Annotated in this window: 15 protein-coding genes and 3 pseudogenes; 9 read left to right on the top strand and 9 right to left on the bottom strand. The window is 58.6% G+C overall.

Annotated features, from left to right (window positions below; all coding sequences use genetic code 11):
• Positions 1–226 precede the first annotated feature (226 nt).
• Positions 227–706: pseudogene (locus AC1DUP_RS32560) on the top strand (helix-turn-helix domain-containing protein); the annotation flags it as partial.
• Positions 707–1,013: 307 nt separating this feature from the next.
• Here the strand turns inward: AC1DUP_RS32560 and AC1DUP_RS32565 are convergent.
• Positions 1,014–2,045: an IS110 family RNA-guided transposase gene (locus AC1DUP_RS32565; protein ID WP_113309630.1), complete on the bottom strand. Its 1,032-nt coding sequence runs from the start codon at positions 2,043–2,045 to the stop codon at positions 1,014–1,016.
• A gap of 120 nt (positions 2,046–2,165) precedes the next feature.
• Between AC1DUP_RS32565 and AC1DUP_RS32570 the strand changes: the two are divergent.
• Positions 2,166–3,131, top strand: a pseudogene (locus AC1DUP_RS32570) (ISNCY family transposase); the annotation flags it as partial.
• A 30-nt stretch (positions 3,132–3,161) separates the two neighbouring features.
• Here the strand turns inward: AC1DUP_RS32570 and AC1DUP_RS32575 are convergent.
• Positions 3,162–3,452, bottom strand: a complete 291-nt coding sequence (locus tag AC1DUP_RS32575) for a hypothetical protein (protein ID WP_113309425.1) — start codon at positions 3,450–3,452, stop codon at positions 3,162–3,164.
• A gap of 376 nt (positions 3,453–3,828) precedes the next feature.
• The gene (locus AC1DUP_RS32580) at positions 3,829–5,646 is read right to left on the bottom strand and encodes a hypothetical protein (protein ID WP_113309424.1); all 1,818 of its coding nucleotides are present in this window, start codon (positions 5,644–5,646) and stop codon (positions 3,829–3,831) included.
• 264 nt (positions 5,647–5,910) lie between these two features.
• Here AC1DUP_RS32580 and AC1DUP_RS32585 point away from each other — a divergent pair, with 264 nt between their 5' ends.
• A complete protein-coding gene (locus AC1DUP_RS32585; protein WP_113296451.1) occupies positions 5,911–6,378 on the top strand; it encodes a hypothetical protein in 468 nt (155 codons plus the stop codon).
• 35 nt (positions 6,379–6,413) lie between these two features.
• Positions 6,414–6,957, top strand: a pseudogene (locus AC1DUP_RS32590) (CYTH domain-containing protein).
• Here the strand turns inward: AC1DUP_RS32590 and AC1DUP_RS32595 are convergent.
• From AC1DUP_RS32595 to AC1DUP_RS32605, 3 genes are read right to left on the bottom strand one after another with little or no spacing between them, the layout of a single operon-like run.
• Positions 6,920–7,858, bottom strand: coding sequence for a DUF2950 family protein (locus AC1DUP_RS32595; protein ID WP_113309423.1), 939 nt, complete (start codon positions 7,856–7,858; stop codon positions 6,920–6,922). The pseudogene AC1DUP_RS32590 and the gene AC1DUP_RS32595 sit on opposite strands and share 38 nt — an antisense overlap.
• A gap of 29 nt (positions 7,859–7,887) precedes the next feature.
• On the bottom strand, positions 7,888–9,321 hold the full coding sequence (locus tag AC1DUP_RS32600) for a DUF3300 domain-containing protein (protein WP_477836807.1): 1,434 nt from the start codon (positions 9,319–9,321) through the stop codon (positions 7,888–7,890).
• Between the two features lie 42 nt (positions 9,322–9,363).
• The gene (locus AC1DUP_RS32605) at positions 9,364–9,678 is read right to left on the bottom strand and encodes a hypothetical protein (protein ID WP_113307628.1); all 315 of its coding nucleotides are present in this window, start codon (positions 9,676–9,678) and stop codon (positions 9,364–9,366) included.
• Positions 9,679–10,000: 322 nt separating this feature from the next.
• Here AC1DUP_RS32605 and AC1DUP_RS32610 point away from each other — a divergent pair, with 322 nt between their 5' ends.
• The 5 genes from AC1DUP_RS32610 to AC1DUP_RS32630 are packed head-to-tail and all read left to right on the top strand — an operon-like array spanning position 10,001 to position 15,322.
• Complete coding sequence (locus AC1DUP_RS32610) at positions 10,001–10,342, top strand: DUF3302 domain-containing protein (RefSeq protein ID WP_113307627.1); 342 nt, start codon at positions 10,001–10,003, stop codon at positions 10,340–10,342.
• Positions 10,342–11,499 (top strand): HlyD family secretion protein, encoded by a 1,158-nt coding sequence (locus AC1DUP_RS32615; protein WP_113307626.1) that lies wholly within the window; start codon positions 10,342–10,344, stop codon positions 11,497–11,499. Before AC1DUP_RS32610 ends, AC1DUP_RS32615 begins: the two co-directional genes overlap by 1 nt.
• A gap of 53 nt (positions 11,500–11,552) precedes the next feature.
• Positions 11,553–13,268, top strand: a complete 1,716-nt coding sequence (locus AC1DUP_RS32620; RefSeq protein ID WP_113307625.1) for a SulP family inorganic anion transporter — start codon at positions 11,553–11,555, stop codon at positions 13,266–13,268.
• Positions 13,269–13,289: 21 nt separating this feature from the next.
• Positions 13,290–14,132: a polyphosphate kinase 2 gene (gene ppk2 / locus AC1DUP_RS32625; RefSeq protein WP_113307624.1), complete on the top strand. Its 843-nt coding sequence runs from the start codon at positions 13,290–13,292 to the stop codon at positions 14,130–14,132.
• Between the two features lie 38 nt (positions 14,133–14,170).
• Positions 14,171–15,322 (top strand): AI-2E family transporter, encoded by a 1,152-nt coding sequence (locus AC1DUP_RS32630; RefSeq protein WP_113307637.1) that lies wholly within the window; start codon positions 14,171–14,173, stop codon positions 15,320–15,322.
• Here AC1DUP_RS32630 and AC1DUP_RS32635 read toward each other — a convergent pair.
• The 3 genes from AC1DUP_RS32635 to cax all read right to left on the bottom strand — a co-directional run bounded on the left by AC1DUP_RS32635 (position 15,304) and on the right by cax (position 17,170).
• Positions 15,304–15,540 (bottom strand): hypothetical protein, encoded by a 237-nt coding sequence (locus AC1DUP_RS32635; RefSeq protein WP_113307623.1) that lies wholly within the window; start codon positions 15,538–15,540, stop codon positions 15,304–15,306. The genes AC1DUP_RS32630 and AC1DUP_RS32635 overlap by 19 nt on opposite strands.
• A gap of 168 nt (positions 15,541–15,708) precedes the next feature.
• On the bottom strand, positions 15,709–16,014 hold the full coding sequence (locus tag AC1DUP_RS32640) for a potassium channel family protein (RefSeq protein WP_477836816.1): 306 nt from the start codon (positions 16,012–16,014) through the stop codon (positions 15,709–15,711).
• A 61-nt stretch (positions 16,015–16,075) separates the two neighbouring features.
• A complete protein-coding gene (gene cax / locus AC1DUP_RS32645; protein WP_113307621.1) occupies positions 16,076–17,170 on the bottom strand; it encodes a calcium/proton exchanger in 1,095 nt (364 codons plus the stop codon).
• Positions 17,171–17,204: the final 34 nt, after the last annotated feature.

Below are 17,204 nucleotides of genomic sequence, written 5' to 3' on the forward strand. Positions count from 1 at the left end.
CTGCCGAGGTTTTTATCGCACATTTGCAAGAAGCAAGGTGATCCCCTACCCTGCAAAACGGGCATGATGCACTTGGGTTAGGTTCTCCAGGGCTATTTAGTAATGCGACAGTTGGGCCAGTTAGAGATGCGACAGTCTCGCCTCTCGACGTTCTGGTCAATGCCAACGTCGGGAGCAAGGATGACGACCTTCAGCCTGGTCGAGACCATGAGCGGTCGGAGTCGTCATGTCCTGTTTGATCACCATGTCGCAGAAAGAATTGCATCGCCTCGAAGTCATTCAGAAGATCCGTGATCGGCGCCTGGGCGTCGTCCAGGCTGCCGAACTGCTTGGGCTCAGCCGAAGTCAGGTCCACAGGCTGCTGCAGGCCTATGATCAGGATGGTCCGGCCGGCCTTGTTTCAAAGAAGCGATCGCGCCCGAGCAATCGGCGCCACAGCGAGGAGTTTCGCAATGCGGCGCTGGACCTCATCCGCGATCGTTACGTGGATTTCGGCCCGACGCTGGCGCGCGAGAAGCTGATCGAACTGCATCATATTTCGGTCGCTAAGGAGACGCTGCGTCAATGGATGACGGAGACTGGTATCTGGGTCTCGCGTCGCGAACGCAAGAAGCGGGTTTTCCAGCCACGCGGCCGGCGCGACTGCTTTGGCGAACTGGTGCAGATCGATGGTTCGCATCACTGGTGGTTGTCTAATCGCTTTCCATCCGTCAAGCGGATTTGAGCATTCAGCGACCTTGCCGGCTTGCGGGACAGGCAACCCGGCTGAACTGATTGGATGGAATCTGCCCTCACCGGCCGGGTCCTTGAGAGCTATCCAGTGCTGGGAGCAGGGTTGTCTCCGCGGTCGACAAATGTCGCCGCACTATGGTTTTCGCAGGTGGATCTTCCTAATGTTCGAGGCGCAGTCTCAACGAGCTGCAACCACCAGAAGCGGAATGATCCAACCCACGTCCGCAGCAGGGACGCTCAGCACCAAAGTTAGATGGCGCGCTGAGGGATGAAGGCGTCGCCTATATGGTCGCGCCAGCCGATGCGTTGAACACTTCTCCCGTCCTGAGCATGCTGTGCATGATGACCGCGAGTTTCCGGGCGACGGCCACAGCGGCCCGCTTGAAGCCAAGTCGCTCGCGCAGCTTAAGTCCCCAACTCTTGAGTCTGCTCTCGGTCCCGGCACTGGTTCTCGTCAAAAGCACCGTCGCCGCTTCATAAAGCAGCCCCCGTAAACGATTGTCACCCCTTCGCGAGATATGGCCGTCATAGTCGACCTCGCCTGACTGATAACGCCGCGTTGTCAGCCCAAGCCAGGCGCCAACCGAGCGCGACGTTCGAAAGTTTTCTGGATTTTCAATTGCCGTAACGTAGGACACCGCTGTGACCGCGCCGACTCCCGGAATTGTCATCAAGAGTTTCGCGGCTTGGCTCGCACGTGCCGCTATCAGCAACTGGCGACTAAGATCGGCTGCGCGCTTGCGGATATCGTGCCACGCCTCCAAAAGAGGCAAGATAATCTTCGCAAGCTCGCTGTTCCCATCCAAAAGCTTCCGCACATCGCCATCAAACACTCGACCCTTCGCTTTCGGGATGATCAGACCGAAGGTCTTCATCAAGCCGCGGATTTGATTGCCAAGTTGCGTTGAGATGTACAAGAGCTGTTCCCGGGCAGCCACCAATGTGCGGGCCCTCATAGCGTCAAACGACTTGACGCGAACCGCTTTGTAAAAGCCTGCTTCAGCGAGTTGCGCTAAACCATCCGCATCGTTGGCATCGGTCTTGTTGAGCGTTTCGTTCAATACCTTCTGCGCGTGCCGCGCTTCAATGCAGATCGCCGGCAACCCCTCGCCCGTCAGCGCGTGATAGAACCACGTCGACAGCGGTCCCGTTTCGAATACGACGCGCTGCGCGCGAGGAGCTTTTTTGCGGATTATCTGCACGAGAAGTTTGGGATCTGAAGGACATTTCCCCCGCCAGATCCGTTTCCCATCTTCCCGGATCGAAATTGCGGTGTCTTTCAATGAAACATCAAGGCCAATATATTGGTTCACGGTTGCCTCCATCCGATGTTTGGGCCCGGTTCCAATCGAGAGCCCGTTTTTCCATCCTATCGGGGGCAACCACCCTCACAAGCCAAAAGCCAGAGACGGTCGCGCCGCGATTACTCCATGTTCGAGAATCGCGGCCCCAAATGCGCCCTGCTCGTCTATATCGATGACGCAACCGGCAAGCTCTTGCATCTTCGCTTTGCCGGATCGGAGAACACGTTCGACTATCTGCATGCGACGAAGGCCTATCTGCAACAATGGGGTAAACCGCTAGCCTTCTACAGCGACAAGCATGGCGTCTTTCGCTCCACGCATGCGTCGGAGAAAGACCGCACGAGCGGCCTGACGCAGTTCGGCCGGGCGCTTTATGAGCTGAACATCGACATCATCTGCACCAACACCCCGCAGGCCAAGGGCCGGGTGGAACGTGCCAATCAGACGCTGCAGGATCGCCTTGTGAAGGAATTACGGCTTCGCGACATCGACACGATCGAGGCTGCCAACGCCTATGCGCCTGAGTTCATGGCCGACTTCAATCGTCGCTTTGGCAAGCAACCGCGCAATCCGAAGGATATGCACCGAGCGCTGGCCGACCATGAGAACCTCGATGGCGCCATGTGCCGCAAGGAGGTCCGTACCCTGTCGCAATCCCTGACACTGCGTTACGACAAGGTGCTGTTCATTCTCGATCCGACCGAGATCTCCAGGCCATTGGCTGGCCGGAAGGTGATCGTCTGCGACTACCCGGACGGTCGGCTCGAGATCATGCACGAGAGCTTTGCCCTGCCCTACAGGACCTTCGACACATTGCGATCAGTGCATCGCGCTGAGGTCGTCGACAACAAGCGGCTGGACGACATGCTGTCTGTTGTCGCCGAGTTGCAGGCTGGCAGACAACAGCAGCGCAGCAAGAGCGGCCCCCGACGCACCGGACAAAAAGATCATATGTTCGGCATTCGCGACGGCAGCACAGCCAACGGCTATCAGAAGCGGGATCGTAAGCCTGGGCCAAGGACGGATTTCATGAACGATCCGGAGGTGATTGCGGGACGTGAGAAGGCGCTGGCGAAGATGGAGGCGGCGGAGTGATGGGACGATTCCGTCATAGAACTGAGTAGCCTAAAGAAATACCTGTTCAACGCGGCCACCATCGCCAGCGTCCCAAGCATTCGCCATGGCGAGCACATCATCCAGCGGCTCGTCAGGATGTGATGTGGTGCAAAGAAACCGGCTTGGATTGCTGCCGTCACCAACAACGATCCAATCGACCTGATCCTCAAGCTTGGCTGCTCCAGGCCCGACGATCGCAAGCAGCGATACGCCTTCGGTGAGGCATAGTTCTACAAAATCTATTAGATCGGCCTCGTTCGAGATCGGGCTACGAAGGACGATTTTGCGAGCAAGGGTCATAGGTAAACTCTAAAAGCAGAGGCAAGCGATTATCAACCGGCGATGAAGCAATTGCTACTGAGAAAGCTAAAGCCGAAGGGGAGCGACATCATCCGCCCCCGCTCCTCCGTTGCAACCCGGCCCAGCCGGTCGGAGCGGGGGCTGACCGGCAATGCCAGTGTCGCATCTCTAAATGGCTGGCGGCGTCGCAGCCCTAATCAGCTTTGACATCATCTGTAAGGGGCAAGGATGAAGTGCGACTTGCGAATGATACCAATGGGTTATCGCTCGCACTATCATGAGTTGACCCTCGCTGATTGGGGTCACCTCCACGAACTGGTCGACTGCAACGATGCACTGTCATAGCGGTGGCCGGCCGTCTTTAGGTGTCATCATTTCAGTCCTTTGACGCCTTTTCGTCTGAAACAGGCAGCCCGGCAGCCACCAGTCCGGCAAGAAAACGCTCCTGGTCTTCGGGCCGCGCCAGCCGCTTGGCGACCTCTTGCCTGACGTTCGGAATCAATGTGGGTGACCTGAGCGCGATCCAGTCGAGTTGCTCTTTTGCCTCCGCCGTTTTTCCCAACGTGCCGAGGATGGAGAGCAATACGAGGCGATGCATCGGATTGTAATTCAGGTCTGACATCCGGGACCACAGTTCCGCGGCTTGCGTGTCACCCCGCATGAAGGCACAAAGCGCCATTCCGACTTCGTAATATCCGTGTGGTCCGGCATTTCTGCTGATGGCCTTTGAAATCAGTTCGCAGCCCATGTCCCATTTTCCCGACATCGACAGGCGCAAGCCGTATTCACCCGCCACCTCGGTGTCGTTGGGATTGCTGGCATAGGCGGCCTCGCCGGCACGCAGGGCTCCGATCAGGTCATTGCTGAAAAAATCGGCGAGCATCAGTGCTTGAAGAGCGCGCGCATTCTTCGGATCGAGCCGTACGGCGCGTTCGGCAAGTTCTTTCGCAGCGCTGAGCGTCGCGGCAGTCGGCTTCGTATTCAGCTGGTACGGAAAGCGGAACTCGTCGAGATGGGTCAGCGAAAGGAAAGCGGTGATATTGGAAACATCGGGTGTCTTTTCGACTGCCCGCTGCAGACAGGATTTTGCCGCCTCATGCGCCTGCGCAGTCATTTCGCTGCGATAGCTGTAGTAGGACAGAGTGCAGGAGAAAGCGTCGGCATTTCCGGCAATGCCCGCGGTGTCGGTCTCGAACATGACGCCGAACGGTCGCGCAACCGCCGCCGCAATATGATCGGCAAGGCTGGACTGCGTTTTCAGGATGCCCTGCACTTTCATGTCGGCATCGTAATTATTTGCCCAGATGACCACTCCATCCGCCCGTCGCACGAGCCTTGCCGTTGAGCGCAGGATGCTGCCTTCCAGCCGGACGCTTCCCTGGAGAGCGTAGAGCGGCTCCGACGAAGCCTGGCCTTCTTTACTGCGCGGCAGGACCGCAACGACCACTATGTCGTTGAAAGGGACGAGCTTTTCGATGATATCGTCGGTAATGCCTCGAGAGATACCGGACGCAAGTCCCCCTTCGGGAGCATTTTCAAAGCGTTCGACGATGATGGTGGGGCGACTGTCAGCCCCCCTCACCGTCTCGGCTCCCGTATCGAACAACCTTCCATGCTGAAGCAATGCCGCCCCCGCGGCGAGGATGATCACCACGCCCCCCGCAAGGAGCCAGGATCGGGGTCGTGACAAGTGCCTGCTGGCCCTGTCTCGTCTGATCGCATCTCGGCTGATCGTATCCCTGATGACATCGACCTGCTGTGCAGCGCCTCCCTCCGACATCGGCTGATTGGACTGCCCAGGTTTCGACATACCTGTGGGCTCAGCGCCCTGCCTCACGTCGAAAACCGGCGCATAGCCGCCGAGGGGAATCGTGATGATGATCCGGTCAGTGCCGCCGGCGGTCAGGTAATAGTGTTCCAGCTCCCTCCTCAGCCGCCCGGCTTCGATACGGACACATGGATCCTGCTGAGCATCGAAATTCGCATCCCTGCCGAAAACGGCTTGCGCGATGGTAAAGGCCTTCAGATACTCGCGACGGTCGGCAAGTGTTTCAGTCACCACAAATTCGAGGAATCTTCTCGCCCGCTCGGGAAGACGAAACTCCGGGCTCGAAAGAATGCGCTCAAGTTGCTGCTGCACCTCCTCCTGCGAAGGCGCGCTGCTGCTGGCCCTGTAAACGCCTGCGTTTGTCATCGGCTTTCCCCAGAATCCGATTGCTAACAACCTGCAGCATACTGTCGTGGACGATAGTCCCGAGTTGCCGCAACGGCAACGCTATTTATAAGAAAGGACTAATTAACAAAAAGCCTAATAAATGGATCATCCGGTGGCCGGGACACATCTTCGCGGGCATTTGCCGGCGTAGGATACCGTATCCTACCGGATCGGACGTGTATTTTACTGCCTTCCCCTGCCCGCGCGCTTTATCATCGTCCGTGCATTCTGGAGGAGGCGGCGATGACATCACCTGAGACGTCCACATCCCATTCAATGTCAAGCGCAGAGGAGCTGCGCAAACGTGCTCTGGAACTCCAGCTTCTGGAAATGGAGCGCAACGAAAAGATCAAGGCGCGCGAAGCAAAGAAACATGCGGAGTTCGTTGAGGATTTTTTCCGCAAGCAAATTGGTGAAACGGAGCGTGCCGTCATCAAACGTCTGGTGATGAAAGCCGCCGCAGACGGCAAATACGAGGCGCTGATCTACAGTTTTCCATCGACCTTCTGCACGGATAGCGGCCGGGCCATCAATAACAACCTTCCCGGATGGCAGAAAACGCTGCAGGGAAAGGGAAAGGAACTTCTCGAACTCTTCGAGGAGGTTGCCAAGCCTCAAGGCTACGGACTCAAGGCGATGATCATCAACTTCCCCGACGGTATGCCTGGAGACGTAGGTTTCTTCCTCACCTGGGAACCGCCAGTCGACTGACGGACAACAGCAGGCATGAGCGAAGGACGATCGATGTGAAAGCGACCGAGATCGAACGGAAGTTCCTGGTCCGCGACGACAGTTGGCGCGCCTGCGCCGACGAGCCTCATGTGTTGCAGCAAGCTTATCTCTATCTCTCCCGTCGCAATCGAAATTCTATCCGCGTGCGCGTGATCGATGGATGTTCAGCGCGCTTGACGATCAAGTTTCGCACGCTGAGCCTTGCCAAGGAGGAATACGAGTACGAAATTCCCATTGGTGAGGCTCGTGACCTCATCCTGCGCGCAGCCGGTCATGTCATTGAGAAAACGCGCTATCGCGTCCTCCATGATGGGCGAAACTGGGACGTGGATGTCTTTACCGGCGCCTATAAGTAAGGGGCTGACCCTCGCCGAGATCGAACTGGCGAGCGAGGAAGATCGGCCGAAGCTGCCGGAATGGCTCGGTCGGGAGGTCACAGGCAGAAAGCGCTACTCCAACCGCGTCATGGCAGCCGCTTTGCGCGTTCCGCCGGCGGCGCGGGAGATCGCCGGCGAAGATCCTAGTCGCTTACGACGCTCCAGTTGGCATCAGGATTGAATTCCTTGATCGCCGCGGCGCGTTCTTCCGTTTTAGGCCCCAGGTCGCGCTGGTAGATAACGTTCGACCCATTAACCATAAATGTCTGAACGCCGGTGACCCGATATTTGACGGGCCAGGCAATCAACGCAAAACCGCCGGTCATATAGCCGTTGACGAGATAGCTCTGCTTGCCGCCCAGCACATTGTCCCCCTGGGACGTAAGGATGCGATAGCGATAGCCGAAGTACCCCTCCCCGCGTTTGGCGGCACCGAAGGCGGCCGTTTCGACCAACGTGCTTGCCGGGCTTTCTTCGGGATAAACGTTCGGATCCCAGTACAGGCCATCAAGCTTGCCCGCGCTGCTGATCAATTTCTTTGCGAACTCATAGATGCCGTCACCGTCACGGTCCTCGGATGCGTATTGATACTGTGCCGAGACATATTCATGCATGGTATCGATGGTGGCGAGTTCATTTTCGCCGATGCGGCGATTGACGATCTCTTCGAGGCCGCGCTCAGTGTCGAAGGACCATTTGCCGTCCTTGCCCGCGGTCAGCGGAAACGGCAGTGGCCAGAGCCGATCGCCGATCGCAACGATCTTCATGCCGTCGAAATCCCGTAAAATCGCCTGTCGCTCGGCACCTTCGCGGATCAGTCCGTAGGCGATCGTCGCCTCGTTGCTCGCCCGCAACTTGTCCGGTTTCAAGCCGAGCAGAGCGGCAAGGTCGTCGATATTGTTCGAGCCCAGCACCGATTTGAGCTTGTCCAGCGCAAGCTCAGGACTGTCGAATTTCGGTGACGGCGTTGCCGCCCGGTATTCGGCCAGATCTGTCGGCACTTGCGAAAACGCAGGTGCCGCCGGCATTGCGCAAAGCAGTGTCGCAAGCATGAGCGGAATTACGGTCGATTGACGTTTCATGATGTAACTCCCTGAACTGGAAAGAGGTCTCACCGGCGTCCACCGCCGCCACCTCGGCCGCCGCCGCCGCCTCGGCCGCCGCCACCCTGCGGGCGCGGCCGATGCTGTGCGGGGCGAGCTGACTGGCGATGGGCGCCCATGCTCTGCGATCCGCGTTTCGAGGCAACCGCCTCACGGCGGCCGGACTGGACATTGCCGAGCGCGCTCGGCTGCCGTCCCCGATTGTCGGGTCTGGCGGCCATCTGCGGTTTATTAGGCCTATTGATGGATTTCTGCGCGGGTTTGGACGGGCGATTGGCGGCCTTCTGAGGACGCGCTTCGGGTCGGGATGCGGCCGGCCGATTGGCCGCCGCTGGCCTATTGGCTGCCGCTGGCCTATTTGCTGCCGTTGGCCTATTTGCCTGCGGTCTGTCCTTCAGGCCCTGCGCCGTGCTTTTTCGGATATCGTCCGCACGCGCCGCGTTGGCGCGATTGCTGGGTCTCTGGCTCGCCTGGATATCGTTGGCCCGGTTGCGCAGCTGGTTGCGGTTGTCGGCCTGCAGGCCGGATTTGATCGCCGAGCGGTCCATCTTCGAAAGCTGGTCCTTGCCAATGCTCAACTTGCTGCGATCGACCTTGCTCCAGTCGACGTCGTTCCACTTCAGCTTCCCATTGAAATTACGATCATTGAGGCAATTATTGCAGTCGATATCGATATCGCCGTTCCAGCGACCTCCCCAGACACCCCAGTCATCCCAATTGACGACCGCAGCCCAGGCAAGGCCGGTCACCGCGCCGGCAAAGAAGGCCGCACCGGGATAATAATAGCTGTCGTAGTAGTCGGGATAATAGGAGATCGGCGCCGACGCATAGCCCGGCTCATAGAGCATTTCCGGTGGATATTGCGGGATATAGATCTTTTCCGGATCTGTCGGCCGGATGATGATATTGTCGTTTTCGGTGACGACCGTCACCTTGTCATCCGTCTTGATGATGTTCTTTTCCACCGCTTCGTCGCGAAGCTGCTGGATGGCAATCAGGACGTCCTTCTGCTGGTTGGCGAGCGCATCGGCGAGCGCCTGGGTCCAGTCGAGATCCTCACTCATCATCTTGACGATATCTGGATAGTTCAGCAGGGACACGACGCTGCCGTCCCAATCGCTCTTGGGTTTGAGGTCGGAATTCTTCTTTTTCGCCTCCAGGAAGCGCTGCGCCTCGATGATCTGAAGTGGAAAAAGCGAGGCGGCCGAAATTGCCGCGACCAGCTCGTCCGGATAGAGCGCGATGCGCGCCACGAGAACTTCAAGCTCGTCATCCGTCAGACGCGTGGTTTCAGCCTCTTCGGCACTTGGCTGGGCCGGGGCTGCTGCCGGCGCGGGAGCTTGCGCCTGCGCGGGGAACGAAGGCGGCAATGCGATGATTGCCAGAGCTGACAATCCGCCAAGCAGTTTGCCACAAAGCAGTTTGCGGGAAATTGCTTTCATCGCGCATGGACCTCCCTTTAATTGGTTGAATGACAGATTCGCTTACGGAAACTTCGGGCCGGTTTGCGGCGACCGCCGGAGCACGACTATTTTCGATTGGGTGATCGCCTCCCCCATCTCTTTCACCAGGGCCTCGACGAGGCCCGCATATTCCTGCCGCCGCGCCTCCCTAACCGTCTCGGGCAACCGCTCGACATGCGCCAGAGCCTGTGCTGCTGCAGTGAGATCTTCGCACATGCTGTGAAAGGCCTCGTTTACATAGAAAAGCCGCTGCACCACCCGCTTCTGGTCGGGGAAATAAGTCTCAGCCGTCTCAAGGACGGACAAATATGTCGATCCACTTTCTCCCGGCACCATCTCCGCCCCCGCCGCCGAACTGCGCTAAGCAGATGCGTGAACTATATAACAGGCGGATCGGCGGCAGACGTAAAATACGTGATCTTACATTAGCCGACTTCCAAAAATCGTGGCGAATTCGGGACGCAGAGGCCGGATTGACATCCCCCTTGCCGTTCCCGCCTCTTTTGATTTCTGCAAGGACGATCCGCCTGGGCGCAGCCGCTGCCGACGCCCCGATAGAGGTTACGCGATGCTACGGGCCTCAGCGCCAAAACGGGCCTAATATCCCGCGTCGATAGCGATCGAACGGCTCGGCAAGACCAGCCGGAAGGGAGCGGCTGTGTTTCTTGACTATTTTGCCTTGGGCGTGCTGGTCTTCGTCGTGGTCACGCTGTTTTATGCGGTGATCGCGATCCACGACATTCCTCATCTGATCGCCAAGGCGCGCAATCATCCTCATCAGGATGCCATTCACGTTGCTGGATGGGTCAGCCTCTTCACGTTGCACGCCATCTGGCCGTTCCTGTTCATCTGGGCAACGCTCTACCGCGAGGATCGTGGCTGGGGCATCCGTAGTGACGGAAAATTATCGGCGGAGACGGAAGCGGATGCAGAAATCGCCCGTCTCCATTCGCGGATTGCCGAGCTTGAGGCACGCAAGCCGGAGAAGGAGGACGCCTGATGGACCTACTCCTGATACTCACTTATGCCGCGATTTGCTGGGTGATCTTCAAGATATTCAGAATTCCGGTCAATCAATGGACGCTCGCAACAGCAGTGCTTGGCGGGATATTCCTCATCTCCACCCTCCTGCTTCTGATGAGTTACAATCATCCCTATTCCAGCGATGGGCGAATCTATTTCACCTCGGCTCCCGTTATCCCCACGGTAGGAGGTCAGGTCGTCGAAGTGCCTGTCGCAGCCAATACGCCATTGAAGAAGGGTGACGTTCTCTTTCGCATAGATCCGCGGCCCTATCAGTTCACGGTCGATCAGAAGCAAGCAGCACTTGCCGAAGCCGAACAGTCCGTCCTGCAATTGAAAGCGGCGCTTGATGCCGCCAATTCCGCTGTCACGGGGGCTGAGGCCTCGAGAGACCGGTCACTGCAGGCCTTTCAAAAATTCCAGCAGTCCAACGAGAATTCAAAGTCGAGCGGCAAAAGCGCCGTCTATTCCGAGCTTGAGGTCGAGAACCGCCGCGGCATTTATCTGACCGCAGAGGCAGCAGTGGATACGGCACGTGCGCAGGCATTGCAGGCAAGACTCGCTTATGAATCCGAGATCAACGGCACGAACCCGACAGTCGCAAGGCTACAGGCCGAGCTGAATAACGCCAAATACGAACTCGACCAGACAACCGTTCGCGCTCCCACAGATGGCTATGTGACCCAGGTCTTCCTTCGTCCCGGAATGATGGCCAATCCTCTGCCGCTCAGGCCTGTCATGGTCTTCATCGACAGCCAGGATCGCATGCTGGCGGCAGCTTTCATCCAGAACTCGTTGCAGCGCGTACGTGTCGGCGACGAGGCGGAGGTGGCCTTCAAGGCCGTCCCCGGCAAGATCTTCAAGGCACGGGTTCAGGAAGTCATCGACGTGATGGCGCAGGGCCAGTTACAGCCCGGCGGCGCGTTGATCGACCCGCAATCGCCCGAGCGGCTCTCTCCCGGACAGACACTGGCACGCATCGAGTTGCTCGAAGCTACCGACCAATACCAGCTGCCCGGCGGCGTAGTCGCGGAGGTCGCCGTCTATACGCATTATTGGCACCACGTCGCCGTCCTGCGCAAGGTGCTTCTGCGGATGAGCAGCTGGATGAATTACGTGTTCCTGGAGCACTGAGCGCGGCGCCGGGAGAGATGCAGGGAACGATGACGAAGCAATAGGAGTGCGCGGTGATTGGCAGTCTTCCGATGTTGCGAGGCTTGACCGGTTTCAAGAGGGATTGGCTCCGCAGCGATATCCCGGCCGGGCTGTCGATCGCCGCCGTCGGCCTGCCGAGCGCCATTGCCTATCCTGCGATCGCCGGCCTGCCGCCGGAGACCGGTATCTATGCCAGCATCGTCGCGCCCATCGCCTATGCGATTTTTGGGCCGTCCCGGCTGCTGATCGTCGGACCTGACGCGGCGTCAATGTCGGTGCTGGCGGCTGCAATGGGCACGATCATCGCCGCCGATCCCACGGGCAGCGGCGACCGGGTAGCGATCGCGGCGGCCCTCGCCCTTGGCGTCGGCGTCTGCTATCTCGCCGCCAAATTACTGAGACTTGGCGTTCTCGCGAGCTTTCTTTCCCGGCCCATTCTGGTCGGGTTCTTTGCCGGCGTTTCGCTTTCTATCCTTGTCGGACAGATCGGCCGTTTCACGGGAGTGAAGATTAAATCCGATGGGTTGATCCAGCCGCTCGCCGAAATGCTTGCCAAAAGCGGACTGATCCATTGGCCCTCGCTCATCCTCGGGTTCGCCATGTTCGCGCTGCTGTGGATCGTCCGCTTTTTCCCGTTCAGAATTCCAGGTCCTATCCTGGTCGTCATCATCTCGGTCCTTCTTTCTGCTATTTTTGACTTTCGGGGCCAAGGCATCGCCGTCGTCGGGGACATACCGCGCGGACTTCCGAGTTTCTCCCTGCCCCCTATCCATGAAATGCCTCTCGACAAACTCGTCACCGGTTCGGTTGCGATCTTTCTTGTCAGCTTCGGTTCCGGCATTGTCGCGGCGCGCAGCTTCGCGTCGCGAACCGGTGACGAGGTCGACGCCAATCAGGAGTTGATCGGCCTTGGCGCAGCCAATATAGCGCCCGGATTTTTCGGTTCGTTTCCGGTCAGCGTATCGGATTCTCGAACCGCGATAAATCTTTCGACGGGCGGCGTTTCGCAGGTCTCAGGACTGGTTTCCGCGGCCGCCCTGATCGCCGTGCTGGTTTTCCTCCATGGTGCGTTGCGCATCCTTCCCATTCCCGCGCTGGCCGCGATCCTTGCAATGGCTGCCATCAGCCTGATCGATATTCCCGAGCTCAGGAAGATCTGGCGCATCAGCCGTATGGAGTTTGTCTTTGCGCTCATCGCCATGTGGGGAGCGATCAGCTTCGGCGTCCTCAATGGCGTCATTGTCGCTATTGTCGCAACCTTCGTCTACCTCCTGCGTCAAACCATGTTTCCGCGCGATGGCCTGCTTGGTCGTATCGAAGGCCGGCATGGCTTCTTCGATCTCCAGCGCTACCCCGAGGCTCGTCCTGTCCCCGGTGCCGCAGTCTTCGCCGTCCAGGGCAGCGTCCTGTTCTACAACGCCGACTACGTGCGCATCCGGCTGACATCGGTCGCCAAGGAGCTTCCCGCAAATACCAAATGCCTGGTGCTCGATGCCAGCGCCATCACGCAAATCGATAGCACAGGCGCGACCGCGCTCGAGGCCGTGGCCGAGATTCTCGTGAAGCGGAATATCATCTTTGCTTTCGCCGATCTCAGTGATGAAAGCCGCGCCATTCTCGAACGGGCCGGGGTCATCAAGACCGTCGGAGCCGACAATATTTTCAATGGCAGAGAAGAAGCCCTGCGGACGCTGATTGGCGATATCGACCAGATCGGCAACGCCGCGACGGCGCATAATGCCCCTTAAATGACAGGAGGAGGGAAAGCCATGGACGAGAATTACGAGCCGAAGCTAGCGGATGGTGAAGCACCCCGCAGCGGCAAGGATAAAAAGAAGAAAAAGTCATGGGATTACGAAAAGGAGATCGGCCGCCTGCAGGTGGAACTGGCCCATCTGCAGGCCTGGGTCAAGAAATCCGGCGCGCGGGTGGTCATCGTCTTCGAGGGGCGTGATGCCGCCGGCAAGGGTGGGATGATCAAGCGCATCACGGAAAGGGTCAGTCCCCGCGTCTTTCGCGTAATCGCCCTGCCCGCCCCGACCGACCGCGAGAAATCGCAGATCTACATGCAGCGCTACATTGCCTATCTGCCGGCCGCCGGCGAAGTCGTGATCTTCGATCGCAGCTGGTATAATCGTGCAGGCGTCGATCGGGTCATGGGCTTCTGCAGCGAGAAGAAGGCACAGCGCTTCCTTGAACTCGCCCCGCGTTTCGAGGCCGCAATCGTCGAAAGCGGCGTCATTCTGCTCAAATATTTCCTCACGGTCAGCGAAGAAGAGCAAGAGCGCCGCTTCAAGCGCCGGATCGACGACCCGTTGCGGCAATGGAAGCTCAGCCCCATGGATGTCGAATCCTATCAGCGCTGGTGGGACTATACGCGCGCCTATGACGAAATGCTGCGGATGACCGACAGCAATCACGCGCCCTGGTGGATCGTGCCTTCCGACGACAAGAAGCGTGCGCGGATCAACTGCATCTCGCACATCCTGCAATCGATCCCCTATGAGCGCCTGAAGTTCGACGCGCCGGATCTCGGAAAGCGGCAGAAGCGCCCATCGGCCTATGTCGAGGATCATGCGATCCGGCATGTGGTGCCTGATACGACATCGTGACGATGGGTCCGGCCAGGCGCGCCGGGATGGATACAGCCATGGAGCAGGTAAGCGATACGACCCCGCAAGGGAGCAGTGCGGGGCAGATTTCAGTAGAAGCGCGGGTCAGCGATCTCGTCCGGTTGGGCATTATCGGGCTTTTTGCCTATTGGACCCTGGAACTGATCGCTCCCTTTGCGCTGATCGTCATCTGGTCGGCCATTCTTGCGGTGGCACTGTTTCCGATGTTCGACGCGCTCTCGCGGCTGATCGGCAACCGGCCGGTGATTTCGGCTTTCGTCATCGTCGTCAGTTGCCTCGTGCTGATTATCGCGCCGCTCGCCCTCGTCGCGGTCAATTTTGCTGATGCCGTTCAGGCGTTGATTGGCAAGCTGCGAACGGAAGACTTTATCTTGCCTGCAGCGCCGGCAGCCATCAAGGAATGGCCGGTCATCGGCGAGCGTATCCATGACACCTGGAACCAGATTGCCGGCGACCTGGCGTCCACGATCATCAAATTTCAAGCGCCCATCCGCGAAGTGATGGGCGCTGTCGTCGCAAAGCTCGCCTCGGTCGGCGGCGGCGTCTTGAGCTTTGTCGCCTCGATCCTGCTTTCCGGCCTGTTTCTCACACGGGCGACGCGACTTGCGGCAACAGTACAGCTTCTGGCAAACCGGATCGGCGGTGAAAAGGGTGTGGGTTTTGCACGGCTTGCCGGGAGTACGGTGCGAAATGTCTCGCGGGGTGTCATCGGCGTCGCCTTCCTGCAGACGCTGCTTTGCGGTTTGTGCTTTGCCTTCTTCGACATTCCCGCACGCGGTGCACTAACCTTCGCGGTCTTCATGCTCTGCTTGATGCAGCTCGGCCCGGGGCTGGTGCTCCTGCCGATGATCATCTGGGCGTGGTTCTCCTGGCCATTTGCCGTCGCTCTTGTCTTTACCTGTCTCGCGATCCCGATCACGGTGGTCGACAATGTCCTGAAGCCCGTATTGATGGCGCGCGGTCTCTCGACCCCGATGCCCGTCATCCTGATCGGGGTCATCGGTGGTACGCTCTCGCATGGACTTCTCGGCCTATTCCTGGGGCCGGTGGTCCTCAGTGTATTCTATGAATTGTTGCGAGCTTGGGCCTGGCCTGCGGCGACAGCGAGCGGATATGAACATGGGCCTGCCGCCAGCTTGGACGGAAAGGTTCAGCGGTCGGCACAGTAGACGGCAACCTCCTGCTCTATTTCAAGGCAGAGCTGCTCATATTCGGTGATCAGCTTGTCTTCTCTCGGGCACCCGTTTCGAAAACGGTCCAGCGCATCGACGGCCAGATCATAGGCCTCGAAGATTTCGCCAAGCGTCTCGCCGGTCATGCCCACGAGACGATGACGGATATCGGGAAGTCGGAGCATCAATTTCCGTCGTGCACGTTCTCGGCTCATCAAGTAGCTCCGTATATCTGCGCACCCCGCAAATCGCACGAACTCAGGGGAACGCCGCTCGTTCCCGATTGGTTGCCCGAAATTATTCGTAAGAACGGCTCCGTTGGATCACATCGCGTCAGACCGAGTTGCGAGGTCCAGAGAGCGGGAGCGTAGCCGAACTCGGAATTAAGGCTTCCAATCGTCGGCATTCAAAGCTTTTACAGTGACGGCAGCGACAATGCCGGTCAGCACAATCCCGGCAAAGCCGATTATCAATGACAATATCCGCGCGGAAATATGTTTGGGGGTAAAGTCGCCGTAGCCGATGGTCAGGCCCGTGACGAACGTGAAATAGAGAGCTTCGTCGAGGCGCCAATCTTCGATGCGCCAGATTGCAAGCCCGCATCCGATCATCACCAGGACCACCCCGGACACGATTGGCCAGATCATGCGAAGCTGCCTTACCAAGGCGACGAAGAAGAGACGCCGCATTTGCCGATGGGTCAATTCATGGCCAGGTTTCATTGGCATGTTTTGCACCCGCAGATCCGCCTCATAGTGTCTGATCGGGCAAAACATATAGCGTCATCGCGAAAATCATGTAGACCATCAGCACCAACACGCCGACGAACCAGGCCGAGCGTCCGCTATTGGTGACGAACATCGCCGTGATGGTCGCCAGGAAAACCATCACCACGACGCCGGGCGCAAACTGCAGATCCATCGGTGTCGGACCAATCAGATAGCTCAACAAGATCAGCACGGGTGCGACGAACAGAGCGATCTGCGAGGCGCTTCCGAGCGCAATGCCCACACTCAAATCGAGACGGTTCTTGCGCGCACCGGAAAAGGCCGAAGCCATTTCGGCTGCACCTCCGACCAGTGCAACGACGATGAAACCGACAAAGGCAGGCGTCATACCGAACACCTTGGCTGCCTCCTGCACGGACTCGACGAAGATCTCGCTGACCAGGGCGACCAGGATTGTGACACCGGCAAGCGTCGCCAGCGCCATCCCGATTGGCCACGGTGGTTCCTCCGACTGTGCGTGCTCGGCTGCAGCAAAAAATTCGCGATGTGTTTTAAGCGTGAACAGCAACCCCAGCCCGTATCCGATGATGAGCAAGATCGCGAGCCCGAAGCTGAGTTTGTGGATGATGGCAGTCGCCGAGGCCGAATCCATCGAAGCAACAGCTGACGGCATCAGCAGGCCGATCGTGGCGAGGAAGAGCAGGCCCGCCTGAAGGCGCGCATTGGCTCGGTTGAACTCCTGACTATGATGTTTGAGGCCGCCGAGCAAAAACGACGCGCCCAGCATGAACAACGTGTTCGTGACGATCGCACCGGCAATGGATGATTTTACCAAAGTATATTGTCCGGCACGCAGGGCAGTCAGTGCGATGACCAGTTCGGTCAGATTTCCCAGCGTGGCATTGAGCAACCCGCCGGCGGCGTCACCCGTTTTTGCTGCCACGGACTCTGTCGCATGGCTGAGGAGACCGGCGAGCGGTATGACGGCTAGCACCGACAGGATGAAGAGCAGAGTATGAGCCTCAGGTGCGACCTGGGCAGCAACGAAGACTACCGGCACCGCGACGAGCAGCCACAACATCGGGTTGTCACGAATTTCTTTCCAAAGGAGGCTCACCCCGTCACTCCGTCCGGTTGCCAGAATCCATGTT

This window comes from Rhizobium sp. 01L419 (assembly GCF_056400025.1).

Excerpts from the sequence above, each read along its gene's own strand:
- AC1DUP_RS32585 (WP_113296451.1), top strand. The coding sequence starts at position 5,911 with ATGACATCACCTGAGACGTCCACATCCCATTCAATGTCAAGCGCAGAG.
- ppk2 (WP_113307624.1), top strand. The coding sequence starts at position 13,290 with ATGGACGAGAATTACGAGCCGAAGCTAGCGGATGGTGAAGCACCCCGC.
- AC1DUP_RS32580 (WP_113309424.1), bottom strand. The coding sequence starts at position 5,646 with ATGACAAACGCAGGCGTTTACAGGGCCAGCAGCAGCGCGCCTTCGCAG.
- AC1DUP_RS32605 (WP_113307628.1), bottom strand. The coding sequence starts at position 9,678 with ATGGTGCCGGGAGAAAGTGGATCGACATATTTGTCCGTCCTTGAGACG.
- AC1DUP_RS32615 (WP_113307626.1), top strand. The coding sequence starts at position 10,342 with ATGGACCTACTCCTGATACTCACTTATGCCGCGATTTGCTGGGTGATC.
- AC1DUP_RS32575 (WP_113309425.1), bottom strand. The coding sequence starts at position 3,452 with ATGACCCTTGCTCGCAAAATCGTCCTTCGTAGCCCGATCTCGAACGAG.
- AC1DUP_RS32600 (WP_477836807.1), bottom strand. The coding sequence starts at position 9,321 with ATGAAAGCAATTTCCCGCAAACTGCTTTGTGGCAAACTGCTTGGCGGA.
- AC1DUP_RS32630 (WP_113307637.1), top strand. The coding sequence starts at position 14,171 with ATGGAGCAGGTAAGCGATACGACCCCGCAAGGGAGCAGTGCGGGGCAG.
- AC1DUP_RS32640 (WP_477836816.1), bottom strand. The coding sequence starts at position 16,014 with ATGCGGCGTCTCTTCTTCGTCGCCTTGGTAAGGCAGCTTCGCATGATC.
- AC1DUP_RS32595 (WP_113309423.1), bottom strand. The coding sequence starts at position 7,858 with ATGAAACGTCAATCGACCGTAATTCCGCTCATGCTTGCGACACTGCTT.
- AC1DUP_RS32635 (WP_113307623.1), bottom strand. The coding sequence starts at position 15,540 with ATGAGCCGAGAACGTGCACGACGGAAATTGATGCTCCGACTTCCCGAT.